The organism is Clostridium chromiireducens (assembly GCF_003575225.1).
GTDB classification, from domain to species: domain Bacteria; phylum Bacillota; class Clostridia; order Clostridiales; family Clostridiaceae; genus Clostridium; species Clostridium chromiireducens.
The window spans coordinates 21,371-34,354 of record NZ_QXDJ01000006.1 but is presented as its reverse complement, the minus strand read 5'-3'; the positions used below and the strand labels follow the sequence as shown (position 1 = coordinate 34,354).

The following is a 12,984-nucleotide window of genomic DNA, read 5'->3' as shown; positions in this document are numbered from 1 at the left end:
TCAAAATTAGTGTTCATCATTAAAATCATCTAGTTCTAATTCAGTTTCTAGATCAGCTATATCAACGCCTTCGTCATAATCAATATCATCTATATCTTCATCTCTATTTTGATCATAACTATCATCCTCTAATATTTCTGGTTCTGGCACCATTATTTCTTCAGCACCTTCAATATTAACTTCTATATTTGCCATATCCTCATCAACAAATTCTTTCAAAGTTACTTCTTCATGTTCATCATTTAAAACTTTAATATCTAAACATAATGCTTGAAGCTCTTTTATAAGAACCTTAAATGATTCTGGCACTCCTGGCTCAGGTATATTTTCACCCTTAACTATAGCTTCATATGTCTTAACTCTTCCAACAACATCATCTGATTTAACAGTTAATATTTCTTGAAGTGTATGTGCCGCTCCATATGCTTCTAGAGCCCAAACTTCCATTTCACCAAATCTTTGACCACCAAATTGAGCTTTACCTCCTAATGGCTGTTGCGTAACTAGTGAATATGGTCCTGTTGATCTAGCATGAATCTTATCATCTACCAAATGGTGAAGTTTTAAGATGTACATTATACCAACAGTTACCGGATTATCAAATGGCTCTCCAGTTCTACCGTCATACAATATAGTCTTAGCATCTTCTCTAAAGCCTGCCTTTAACATACACTCTGTAATCTCAGGTTGTGTCGCACCATCAAATACTGGCGTAGATATATGCCATCCTAAGTGGCTTGCTGCCCACCCCAAGTGTACTTCAAGTACTTGCCCTATATTCATACGAGACGGTACTCCAAGTGGATTTAAACATATTTGAAGAGGTCTACCATCTGGTAAGAATGGCATATCTTCTTCTGGTAATATTCTAGAGATAACCCCCTTATTACCATGACGTCCTGCCATCTTGTCTCCAACTGAAATCTTTCTCTTTTGAGCAATATAGCATCTTACAAGTTCATTTACACCTGGATTTAATTCATCTCCATTTTCTCGTGTAAAGACTTTTATATCAACTATTATTCCAGCTTCTCCATGAGGTACTCTTAGTGAAGTATCTCTTACTTCCCTAGCCTTTTCTCCGAATATTGCTCTTAACAATCTTTCTTCTGCAGTAAGCTCCGTTTCACCCTTAGGTGTTACTTTTCCAACCAATATGTCACCCGATCTTACTTCTGCACCTATTCTTATAACGCCTCTATCATCTACATCTTTTAATGCATCATCACTAACATTAGGTATATCTCTTGTTATTTCTTCTGGCCCAAGCTTAGTATCTCTTGCTTCACATTCATATTCTTCTATGTGCATAGATGTGAAGACATCTTCTCTAACTAATTCCTCTGAAATCAGCATAGCATCTTCGTAGTTATAACCTTCCCAAGTTATAAATCCCATTCTTATATTCTTACCTAATGCAATTTCTCCTAAATCTGTAGATGGTCCATCTGCTATTACTTGGTTCTTGTATACTACTTCCCCAGTATCAACTAACGGTCTTTGGTTAATACAAGTTCCCGAGTTACTTCTCTTAAACTTTAATAATTTATAAACATCTGTACCACCATCCGAGTCTCTCTTAACACGAATCTCACTACCTGACACATAAGTAACTACTCCAGCATTCTTTGCTTTTGGTAATACTCCTGAGTCAACAGCAGCTTTAAATTCTATTCCAGTTCCAACTATTGGCGCTTGAGGACTTAATAATGGAACTGCTTGACGTTGCATGTTTGAACCCATAAGTGCTCTTGATGCATCATCATTCTCAAGGAATGGTATCATCGCAGTTGCAACAGATACAATTTGTCTTGCAGATACATCTATCAAATCAACGTCAGTTGTTGGAACAACCAATATATCTTCTAAGTGTCTTACTCTGACCTTTTTATTGATAAAGTACCCACTTTCATCCATAGGTTCCTTTGCTTCAGCTATTAAACATTGATCTTCTTCATCAGCAGTGAAATATCTTATTTCATCTGTAGCTCTTCCATCTTCTTTATCAACAATTCTATATGGTGTTTCGATAAATCCATACTCATTAACTTTTGCGAAAGTTGCTAACGAATTTATAAGACCTATATTTGGACCTTCTGGTGTTTCAATTGGACACATTCTACCATAATGTGAATGATGAACGTCTCTAACTTCAAAGCCAGCTCTTTCTCTTGAAAGTCCTCCTGGTCCCAATGCGGATAATCTTCTCTTATGCGTAAGTTCAGATAATGGATTTGTTTGATCCATGAATTGAGACAATTGTGAACTTCCGAAGAATTCCTTTATAGCCGCTGCTACAGGTCTTATGTTAATTAACATTTGAGGCGTTATTGATTCTTGGTCTTGAATAGTCATTCTTTCCTTAACTACTCTCTCCATTCTAGATAAACCAATTCTAAATTGATTTTGTAATAATTCTCCTACAGATCTTAATCTTCTATTTCCTAAATGATCTATATCATCAACATAACCTATTCCATAAGCTAATCCTAACTCATAACTAATAGTCGCAAATATATCATCTCTTATAATATGTTTAGGAATAAGTCTACTAATATTTTTCTTTATTTCTTCTTTAATACTTCCTTCATCTGAAAAATTATCTAATATTTCTCTTAATGTAGGATAATGAACTAGTTCCTTTATTCCTAAATCAGAAACATCAAAAGAAACTTGCTTTTTTAGATCAACAAAATTATTACTAATTACTCTAATAACTTTATCCTCTACTAATACATCTACTGATTTAATTCCAGCATTTTGTATTTCTTCAGCCATCAACCTATTTATTTTTTGCCCTTTTTCTATCATAATCTCACCAGTTTGTGGATTAACAATATCCATTGCTGATACTTGATTAGCAATTCTTAAATTCAAGGCAAGTTTTTTATTAAATTTATATCTACCAACTCTAGATAAATCATATCTTTTGGCATCAAAAAATAAAGTATCAATTAAAGATATAGCACTATCTACTGTTGGTGGTTCACCTGGTCTTAATCTTTTATATATCTCAAGTAATGCTTCTTCTTTAGTTTTAGTATTATCTTTTTCTATAGAAGCTCTAAATCTTTCTTCCTCACCAAAAAAATCTAACAGTTCTTGGTCACTGCCCAATCCCATAGCTCTTGCTAAAATAGTAATTGATAACTTTCTAGTTTTATCAATTCTTACATAGATTACATCATTAGAATCCGTTTCATATTCTAACCATGCACCCCTATTAGGAATTACAGTTGACGAATACAGCTTTTTACCACTCTTATCTATAGAGTAGTTATAGTATACTCCTGGCGATCTTACTAGCTGACTTACAATAACTCTTTCAGCACCATTAATAACGAACGTACCTTGTTCAGTCATCAGTGGAAAATCTCCCATAAATACTTCTTGCTCTTTAATTTCACCGGTTTCATTATTTTGTAATCTAATTGAAACCTTTAATGGTGCAGCATAAGTTGCATCTCTTTCCTTACATTCTTCGACAGAATACTTGATATTCTCCATATCAAGCTTATAATCTACGAACTCAAGTACTAAATTTCCTGTGAAGTTTGTGATAGGATTAATATCATCAAATACTTCGTGCAACCCTTCTCTTAAAAACCATTCATATGAATCTAATTGTACTTCAATTAAATTCGGCATTTCGGTAACATCATTAACCTTACCAAAACTCATTCTTGTTCTTTTTCCAACTTGGACAGGATGTACCATGAATTTTCACCCCTTGTATAAAATAAACTAAAATAGCCAAAAGCATACTTTCCCTAAGGACTTTTGCTTTCGGACAGCGTCTTTTTATAGTATAACCACTATTCACCACATTATACTCTTTTTTCTACTATAAAATATATAGTATCCCATAGTGAATAATACATTATATTATAATATCATAGGAAATTTTTGTTGTCAACAAATATTATAAATGAATCATATCATTTATAAAGCTATATAAAACACCTACTTTTTAAAAATAAGCATTTTATATAGCTTTATAAATGTAGTTTAAAAAAGGTGCTTATAAAGCACCTTTTTTTATGAACTACTTAACTTCTACAGTAGCTCCAACTTCAGCTAATTTAGCTTTCATTTCTTCAGCTTCTTCTTTAGAAACTGCTTCTTTTATTGTCTTAGGAGCTCCATCAACTATTTCTTTAGCTTCTTTTAATCCTAATCCAGTTATTTCTCTAACTACTTTGATAACCTTGATTTTGTTATCTCCTGCACTTGCTAATACTACGTCGAATTCAGTTTTTTCTTCAGCAGCAGCAGCTCCAGCTACAGGTCCACCAGCTACAACAGCAGCAGCAGCACTTACTCCAAATTCTTCTTCACAAGCCTTTACTAATTCATTTAAATCTAAAACGCTCATTTCTTTTATTGCTTGAATTATATCTTCTCTTGTCATTTTTAATAGCACCTCCGAAATTTTTTCTTAAAATTTTATTTTTTGATTATTCTGCAGATTCAGTTCCCTTACTATCAGCAATAGCACTTAATACACGTGCAAAGCTTGATATTGGAGACTTGATACTTCCAAGAAGTTTTGCAATAAGAACTTCTTTTGATGGTATTGTCGCAAGTTGTTTAATCTTAGCTTCATCGTAGATTTCTCCTTCTACAATACCCGCTTTTAATTCTAACTTCTTGTGATCTTTAGCGAAATCATTTAAAAGTCTTGCACCTAGTGTTACATCTTCATAACTAAATGCAATAGATACAGGTCCTTCTAAATATTCTGCTATACCATCTAAGCCTAATTCTTTAGCTGCTAAAGTAACTAAAGTATTTTTATATACTTTGTATTCAACTCCAGCTTCTCTTAAACTTTTTCTAAGAGCAGTATCTTCTTCAACATTTAGACCTTGATACTTACTAAGAACAACAGCTTTTGATTTTTCTAATTTTTCCTTAATTTCAGCAACCTTCGCTTCCTTAAGTTCTCTGTTTTTATTCATTACTGTAGTCCACCTCCTCACAGTTACAAACTGCTTCTTTTATTAAAAAAGACCTTCCCGTAGACAAGGAAGGCCTATAATATCATCTATTATACATAACCTAGGCGGGTAGTATATCTTTACGCTTTCGCACCCACTGTCTACGGAAAAACTATTTTCTTTTTACAACATTAAATATTGTATCACTTAACTTTAGTAAAGTCAATACTAATCTAAAGCTCTTGTAGGATTAACTTTCGCACTAGGTCCCATTGTACTTGAAACAGATACTGATTTCAAGTATTGACCTTTTGCTGCTGCTGGTTTAGCTTTTACTAAAGCATCCATTAATGCAGTAAAGTTTTCTTTTAATTTATCAACACCAAATGATTTCTTTCCAATTGGACAGTGAACTATAGCTGTTTTATCTACTCTATATTCAACTTTACCAGCTTTAATTTCTTCAATTGCTTTAGCAACATCGAATGTTACTGTTCCTGATTTTGGATTTGGCATTAATCCTTTAGGTCCTAATACTCTACCTATTCTACCTACAACTCCCATCATATCTGGTGTTGCAACAACTACATCGTAATCAAACCAATTTTCACTTTGGATCTTTTGAACTAATTCTTCAGCTCCTACAAAATCAGCTCCTGCTTTTTCAGCTTCTGTAGCTTTATCTCCTTTTGCGAATACAAGAACTCTAACTGTTTTACCTGTTCCATTTGGTAATACAACAGCTCCTCTAACTTGTTGATCCGCATGTCTTGGATCTACTCCAAGTCTTACATGTAATTCAATAGTTTCATCAAAGTTTGCCTTTGCTGTTTTTAATGTAAGATCTAACGCTTCTACTGGATTATATAATGCACTCTTATCTATAAGCTTTGCACTTTCAATGTATTTTTTTCCCATAATTTGCCTCCTCTGTGGTGTTAACGGCTTTTACCTCCCACTTATTTTTACGAATTACTCTTCAATAGTTACTCCCATACTTCTAGCTGTTCCTGCAATCATTCTCATAGCTGATTCAACACTTGCAGCATTTAAGTCTGGCATCTTAGTTTCAGCGATCTTTCTAAGTTGATCTTGAGTTAACTTACCAACTTTTGTTTTGTTAGGTACTCCAGAACCACTTTCTAATCCTATTTCCTTCTTAATTAGAACTGCAGCTGGAGGAGTCTTTAATATAAAACTAAAAGATCTATCTTGATAAACTGTGATAACTACTGGGATTATGTACCCAGCTTGATTTGCAGTTTTTGCATTGAACTCCTTACAGAATCCCATTATATTTACACCGTGTTGACCTAAAGCTGGACCTACAGGTGGAGCTGGTGTTGCCTTACCTGCTTGAAGTTGAAGTTTAATCATTCCAGTTACTTTCTTAGCCATTTTGTTATTCCTCCTATTACTGTGGTATAACGAACTTTTTAGTTCTCCCACTTAATTAAAATTAGTTTATTTAAACTAATTTTTCAACTTGATTAAAGTCTAGTTCAGCAAGAGTTTCTCTGCCAAACATATCTACTAAAGCTTTCACTTTACGTTTATCTACAATTATCTCTTGTATTATAGCTACTGAATCCCTTAATGGTCCTGAGATAATTCTAATGCTCTCCCCTATCTCCAAATCAATATCAACAGGCATTTCTAACACACCCATCGATTCAACTTCTTCATCAGAAAGAGGAACTGGTTTTGATCCTGGGCCCACAAATCCCGTTACGCCTCTTGTATTTCTTACAACGTACCAAGCTTCATCACCCATTAACATTTTTACAAGCACATATCCAGGAAATTTCTTCTTTAATGAGACCTTTTGTTTTCCATCTTTTTCTTCAATCACTTCTTCCATGGGTACCTGTATATCATGGATTAATGATTCAAGATTCCTATTTTCAATTGCTTTTTCCAAGTTTGCTTTAACTTTATTTTCATATCCTGAGTATGTATGAACTACATACCACCTTGCTCTATCACTCATACTTGTCAGGTGATCTAAAAATCACCCAAACCTCCTTTTTATTTCAAATTTAAAATCATTTTAAAGAGGCTGCTGAAAATAGAATCTAATCCACCAACTAATATAGTATACATTAGCGTGAATGTTAAAACTGCAACAAACGCTTTCTTTGTCTCACTTTTTGAAGGCCAAGTTATTTTCTTAACCTCTATCTTAACCTCTTTGAAAAAACTAAGCAAACTATTGCTTTTAACAGCTTTCTCAGTTTTTACATTGTTTTTTGCTGACATATCTTCACATCCTTATTTTTAATAACTATATGTCATAACTTCGGCTAATTACTTTGTTTCTCTATGAAGAGTGTGCTTTTTACAGAATTTACAATACTTCTTCATTTCTAATCTATCTGGATCATTTTTTTTGTTTTTCATTGAATCATAATTTCTTTGTTTACACTCTGTGCATGCTAAAGTTATTCTTGTTCTCATGACTGCACCTCCAGTTTTCATATATATTTAAACAAGGAGTTTACTCTCTTGTTCACTTCTAATTTGCGTTGCTTAAAATGTCACTTTTATACAATATCATAGAATATTTAAGTTGTCAATCTTCCTTTAAATAGGACTAAGTTCTACAACTTAGTCCTATTACATAGCAATGATCAATTTCTTATTCTACTATACTAGTAACAACTCCAGAACCTACAGTTCTTCCACCTTCTCTGATAGCGAATCTTAATCCTTCATCCATTGCGATTGGAGTGATTAATTCAACATTCATGTCAATGTGGTCTCCTGGCATTACCATTTCCATTCCGTCTGGTAATTTTATTGATCCTGTAACGTCTGTTGTTCTGAAATAGAATTGTGGTCTATATCCATCAAAGAATGGTGTATGTCTTCCACCTTCTTCTTTTTTAAGTACGTATACTTGACCTACAAATTTAGTGTGAGGGTGTACTGAATTTGGTTTTGATAAAACTTGACCTCTTTCGATATCAGCTCTTTGAACACCTCTTAATAATGCTCCGATATTATCTCCAGCTTGCGCGTCGTCTAATAACTTTCTGAACATTTCGATTCCAGTTACTACAACCTTCTTCTTTTCTTCACTTAATCCTACGATTTCTACTTCGTCTCCTACGTGAAGTACTCCAGCTTCAACTCTTCCTGTTGCAACTGTTCCTCTACCAGTGATTGTAAATACATCTTCTACTGGCATTAAGAATGGCTTATCTGTAGCTCTTTCTGGTGTTGGGATATAACTATCTACTGCATCCATTAAGTCTAAGATACATTTGCTTGCTTCTTCATCTGTTGGGTTTTCTAATGCTTTTAATGCTGATCCTGTTACTACTGGAATATCATCTCCTGGGAAGTCATATTCGCTTAATAATTCTCTAACTTCCATTTCAACTAATTCTAATAATTCTGGATCATCTACCATATCAGCTTTGTTTAAGAATACTACCATGTATTCTATACCAACTCTTGATCCTAATAGTATATGTTCTCTTGTTTGTGGCATTGGACCATCTGCTGCTGATACAACTAAGATAGCTCCATCCATTTGTGCTGCTCCTGTTATCATGTTCTTAACATAGTCAGCATGCCCTGGACAATCAACGTGAGCATAGTGTCTGCTTTCTGTTTGATATTCAACGTGAGCAGTGTTGATTGTAATTCCTCTTTCTTTTTCTTCTGGTGCTTTATCGATTGATGCATAGTCAAACGCTTCTGCAAATCCTTTTTTTGATAATACAGTTGTGATTGCTGCTGTTAATGTTGTCTTACCGTGGTCTACGTGACCTATTGTTCCAATATTAACGTGTGGCTTACTTCTTTCATACTTTGCTTTTGCCATTATAATTTTCCTCCCTACATCTTGTAATAAACTTGGCCTAGTGTTTTTTATTTTACTATTTGGAGCTCACAATCGGGATTGAACCGACGACCTCCACCTTACCAAGGTGACGCTCTACCGACTGAGCTATGTGAGCGTTCAATAATTGTTATTTTCTTTGATATACCAATTATAAAGTTTACTATCATTCTTTTTATTTGTCAATACAAATTCTTACTTTAAATCTAAGCATTTTTCTAATTTTCTTTTTACTCTTTGCAATGCATTATCAATAGACTTAGAATGTCTTTCTAAATCACTTGCAATCTCTTGGTATGATTTTCCATCCAAGTATGATGTAAGAACCTCTAACTCCAGTCCTGATAATACTTTCGAAATCTTTTCTTCAATGTAATCCATTTGTTCTTTACTTATCATTAATTCTTCTGGATCAGAAATTTTTAGTCCAGCTAGTACATCCAAAAGAGTCCTCTCAGATTCCTCTTCATATATTGGTTTATTTAGAGATATATAAGTATTTAATGGAATATGTTTCTGTCTAGTAGCTGTTTTTATTGCAGTTATAATTTGTCTTATTACACATATTTCTGCAAAGGCTTTAAATGATGATGATTTTTCTGAATTAAAGTCTCTGATGGCCTTATATAAACCTATCATCCCTTCCTGATAAATATCTTCCTTATCTGCACCAATCAAAAAGTATGATTTAGCCTTTGATTTAACAAAGTTCTCATATTTTGAAATTAAATATTCCTGAGCTCTATTATTCCCGCTTTTTGCTTGCGCAACAATTTCTTCGTCTGATTTATCTTTAAAATCTATAAAACCTTTCAACTGCTATTCTCAACTCTCTTCTGCATTAAACTGACCACTCATTTAAACAATTATACCCAGTAAAATTATGTTAGTCAACTGAAATTACTGGCTTCTCCTTATTTCCTCTAAAATTTTGGCGATCTCATCATCAATAATGTCACCTATACTATTTTTATGTATGTTTCGATTTTTATCAGCTTTAATTTTTATAGACTTTTCAACCTTAACCACTTCATTATAAAATTCTAATGATGACATTCTAACTGCTCCCCGTTGGAAAATAGTTTGTTGTTCTAAATTATCTGATGTAACAACAACTATTTCATGTTTTCTGCCTAATGTATTTACTTTTTTCTCTATGTAATTATCTGCTGTTTCTCCATCTTTAGTAAATATTACAGAAATATGCTTATTCACTTCTTCTTTTTTCTCAAGGCTTCCTGTGACTTTGTGCGCATCGAATACAACAATTATCCTGCAAGCTTTAAAAACACCGTAATTATGTAATGTATCAATCAGAGTTTGTCTTGCATCTTCAAAACTAAAATCTTTTTTTTGTTTTAAATTCGGCCAACTATTTATTACATTATATCCATCTACAAAAATAGTTTTCACTATGTACCTCTTTCTATTTTAATCGTCCTTTTAAAACTTCATACATAATTATACCACCAGCGACCGAGGCATTTAAAGAGTTAATCTTTCCAACCATGGGTATTTTTATTAGTTTATCACACTTTTGTACTGTTAGTTTAGAAATCCCTCTACCTTCATTACCAATTATAATTGCACATGGTCCGCTAAAATCTGTTTGATAACTATATTCTTCTGCTCTTATATCAGTCCCATATACCCAAATCCCTTTCTGTTTTAACTCTTCTATTGTTGAATTTAAGTTCGTAACCTTTGCTATTTTTACATGCTCTATAGCCCCTGCTGAAGACTTATATACTGTAGCGCTTACAGACGCGCTCCTTCTTCTTGGAATTATTATTCCATGGACACCAAATAATTCAGCTGTTCTAGCTATAGATCCTAAATTATGTGGATCCTCGATTTCATCCAATATTACTATAAATGGATGCTCTCCTTTTTCCTCTGCCAAAGCCAATATATCAGATACTTCTGAGTATTTATATGGTGTCACTTTTGCTATTACACCTTGATGGGTTTCTCCATCACACATAGAATCAAGTTTTCTTTTATCGACTTCTTTTATTAAGACCTTTTTCTCTTTTGCTATACTTATAATTGTATTTATAGATCCTTCCAATTTGCTATTAGATATATATAACGTCTCAATTGTCCCATCTCCTTTTAAAGCCTCAATTACTGCATTCCTTCCAATAATTATATCTTTTCTTTCTCGAACCTCCGAATCCTCGCTTTTATCCTTAGTCCTATATTGTTCATTATTTATATTGAACTTCTCATTTTTACTTTCAGGTTTATTCCCTTTTCTTCTTGTTTTGAATTGTTTTGTTTTATCTTGCATTATAAGCGCTCCTTTGTATATATCAATTTATTATATTAACTCAGTACTTTTATTAAGTATAAACTCTAGTTTTTCTTTGTCCCCTATTAAGTACAAATATCCAATTAATGCTTCAAATCCTGTTGCCATTCTATAATCTCTTACATCTGCATTTTTAGGAACAGTAGCAGATTTAGTATTTCTTCCCCTTTTATAGATAGTCTCTTCTTCCTCAGTTAGATATTGTTCTATTTCATGCATTATATGGGACTGACTCTTTGCTTTTACATACCCTATCGCCTTAACGTGAATCTTATTTGCTGATAATGCCGTATTTTTAGTCAATATATAGCTTCTAATAAAAACCTCAAATACTGCATCTCCTATTAGCGCTAATTGAAGTGGATTTAAAATTCTCGCTTCATCTTTTGAAAACTCTCTTGTTCTTAAGTCACCTAGCATTATAATTCTCCTTTTAATAAGGGTTGCAAAATTGCAACCCTTTCCTATAATTAATCAATCTTTTTCCATCTTACCCCTTGTGGTGTATCTTCTAAAATTATATTTCTACTCTTGAGGTCATCTCTTATTTTATCTGCTAAAGCAAAATCTTTATTTTTCCTTGCCTGTTGCCTCTGTTCAATAAGTTCTTGAATCTCGCTTTCCAAATCCTTTCTCATCTGGCTTTGAAGAATACCAAGTGACTTTCCAAGTTCTCTAATTAACTCATTTGATTTTTTACATAGTTCAGCTGATGAATTTATATCAACATTATTGTTAATATCTCTTGTTAAGTCAAATAGTACAGAAATTGCATCTGCTGTATTAAAGTCATCATCCATTTTTTCAATAAATTTATCGCGATATTTATCTAAAGACCTTAAGTAATTTAACTCATCTTCTTCTATAGTCTTTTTCTTAACCTCATTTGTTAGATTTTCGAGATTATTTATGCAGTTATATAATCTCTCTATTGATGATTTTGCTGAGTCTAGTAGCTCCTTAGTAAAATTTATTTGAATTCTATAATGTCCTGATAACATTAAAAATCTTATTGCATCGGCATCGTATTCTTCAAGAATTTCTCTTGCTGTAAAAAAGTTATTTAATGATTTAGACATTTTTTTGTTATCTACATTAACAAATGCCGCATGTAGCCAATAATTTGCAAAAGGTTTGCCTGTAACAGCCTCACTTTGTGCTATCTCATTTTCGTGATGCGGGAATCTCAAGTCCATACCACCAGCATGGATATCGATTGTATCACCCAGTAATTTTTTCGCCATACATGAACATTCTATATGCCAACCAGGTCTTCCTAATCCCCAAGGACTATCCCATGCTGGTTCACCTGGCTTTTGAGCTTTCCACACCGCGAAATCCATAGGATCTTTTTTTCTTTCATCAACAGATATTCTTGCTCCTGTTTGTAAATCTTCTAGATTTTGACCAACCAGTTTGCCATAACCATCAAATCTCTTCGTGCTATAATATACATCTCCATCAACTTCATAAGCAAATCCCGCTTCAATTAACTGTTCAACAAATTTAATTATATCTTCAATATATTCTGTCGCTCTAGGGTTAACAGTTGCTCTTTCTATCCTAAGTGCATCAGCATCTTGATAGTACTCTTTTATATATTTATCTCCAAGTTCTTTTACCGTAATACCCTCGTCATTTGCTTTATTAATCATTTTATCATCTATGTCAGTAAAGTTCTGAATAAATCTAACTCTATATCCTCTATACTCCAAATATCTTCTTATAGTATCAAAGACAATAAATGTTCGCCCATTACCAATATGGAAGAAATTATAAACAGTTGGTCCGCAAACATACATTTTAACTTCACCTGGGATAATAGGGATAAACTCTTCTTTTTGCCTTGTTAAAGTATTATATACCCTCATTAATCTACC

14 protein-coding genes, 1 tRNA gene and 1 other annotated feature are annotated in these 12,984 nt (G+C 33.2%); all 15 genes read right to left on the bottom strand.

All coding sequences use genetic code 11. The features are described from left to right. Positions 1–6: 6 nt before the first annotated feature. Entirely contained in the window at positions 7–3,717 is a 3,711-nt protein-coding gene (gene rpoB / locus D2A34_RS20715) for a DNA-directed RNA polymerase subunit beta (protein ID WP_079437629.1), read from the bottom strand. Between the two features lie 328 nt (positions 3,718–4,045). Continuing rightward, positions 4,046–4,411 carry a 50S ribosomal protein L7/L12 gene (gene rplL / locus D2A34_RS20710; protein ID WP_079437628.1) on the bottom strand — a complete coding sequence of 122 codons (366 nt, stop codon included), beginning with the start codon at positions 4,409–4,411 and terminating at the stop codon, positions 4,046–4,048. A gap of 46 nt (positions 4,412–4,457) precedes the next feature. Then, complete coding sequence (gene rplJ / locus D2A34_RS20705; RefSeq protein WP_079437627.1) at positions 4,458–4,961, bottom strand: 50S ribosomal protein L10; 504 nt, start codon at positions 4,959–4,961, stop codon at positions 4,458–4,460. Positions 4,962–4,996: 35 nt separating this feature from the next. Continuing rightward, positions 4,997–5,125, bottom strand: a sequence feature (ribosomal protein L10 leader region). A gap of 43 nt (positions 5,126–5,168) precedes the next feature. Further along, the gene (rplA, locus tag D2A34_RS20700) at positions 5,169–5,858 is read right to left on the bottom strand and encodes a 50S ribosomal protein L1 (RefSeq protein WP_079437626.1); all 690 of its coding nucleotides are present in this window, start codon (positions 5,856–5,858) and stop codon (positions 5,169–5,171) included. A 54-nt stretch (positions 5,859–5,912) separates the two neighbouring features. Continuing rightward, the gene (gene rplK / locus D2A34_RS20695) at positions 5,913–6,338 is read right to left on the bottom strand and encodes a 50S ribosomal protein L11 (RefSeq protein ID WP_017210132.1); all 426 of its coding nucleotides are present in this window, start codon (positions 6,336–6,338) and stop codon (positions 5,913–5,915) included. Between the two features lie 70 nt (positions 6,339–6,408). Continuing rightward, positions 6,409–6,930, bottom strand: a complete 522-nt coding sequence (gene nusG / locus D2A34_RS20690) for a transcription termination/antitermination protein NusG (protein WP_079437625.1) — start codon at positions 6,928–6,930, stop codon at positions 6,409–6,411. 38 nt (positions 6,931–6,968) lie between these two features. After that, on the bottom strand, positions 6,969–7,199 hold the full coding sequence (secE, locus tag D2A34_RS20685; RefSeq protein ID WP_079437624.1) for a preprotein translocase subunit SecE: 231 nt from the start codon (positions 7,197–7,199) through the stop codon (positions 6,969–6,971). A 48-nt stretch (positions 7,200–7,247) separates the two neighbouring features. Continuing rightward, on the bottom strand, positions 7,248–7,397 hold the full coding sequence (gene rpmG / locus D2A34_RS20680) for a 50S ribosomal protein L33 (RefSeq protein WP_079437623.1): 150 nt from the start codon (positions 7,395–7,397) through the stop codon (positions 7,248–7,250). 181 nt (positions 7,398–7,578) lie between these two features. Continuing rightward, positions 7,579–8,772, bottom strand: coding sequence for an elongation factor Tu (gene tuf / locus D2A34_RS20675; protein WP_079437622.1), 1,194 nt, complete (start codon positions 8,770–8,772; stop codon positions 7,579–7,581). A 60-nt stretch (positions 8,773–8,832) separates the two neighbouring features. Continuing rightward, positions 8,833–8,908: transfer RNA gene (locus D2A34_RS20670), tRNA-Thr, on the bottom strand. Between the two features lie 77 nt (positions 8,909–8,985). Beyond that, on the bottom strand, positions 8,986–9,606 hold the full coding sequence (sigH, locus tag D2A34_RS20665; protein ID WP_079437621.1) for an RNA polymerase sporulation sigma factor SigH: 621 nt from the start codon (positions 9,604–9,606) through the stop codon (positions 8,986–8,988). Between the two features lie 84 nt (positions 9,607–9,690). After that, positions 9,691–10,203 (bottom strand): NYN domain-containing protein, encoded by a 513-nt coding sequence (locus tag D2A34_RS20660; RefSeq protein ID WP_119367830.1) that lies wholly within the window; start codon positions 10,201–10,203, stop codon positions 9,691–9,693. A 13-nt stretch (positions 10,204–10,216) separates the two neighbouring features. Beyond that, positions 10,217–11,083: a 23S rRNA (guanosine(2251)-2'-O)-methyltransferase RlmB gene (gene rlmB / locus D2A34_RS20655; protein ID WP_119367829.1), complete on the bottom strand. Its 867-nt coding sequence runs from the start codon at positions 11,081–11,083 to the stop codon at positions 10,217–10,219. A gap of 30 nt (positions 11,084–11,113) precedes the next feature. Then, on the bottom strand, positions 11,114–11,524 hold the full coding sequence (locus D2A34_RS20650; RefSeq protein ID WP_079437618.1) for a Mini-ribonuclease 3: 411 nt from the start codon (positions 11,522–11,524) through the stop codon (positions 11,114–11,116). A 50-nt stretch (positions 11,525–11,574) separates the two neighbouring features. Next, positions 11,575–12,975: a cysteine--tRNA ligase gene (gene cysS, locus D2A34_RS20645; protein WP_079437617.1), complete on the bottom strand. Its 1,401-nt coding sequence runs from the start codon at positions 12,973–12,975 to the stop codon at positions 11,575–11,577. Positions 12,976–12,984: the final 9 nt, after the last annotated feature.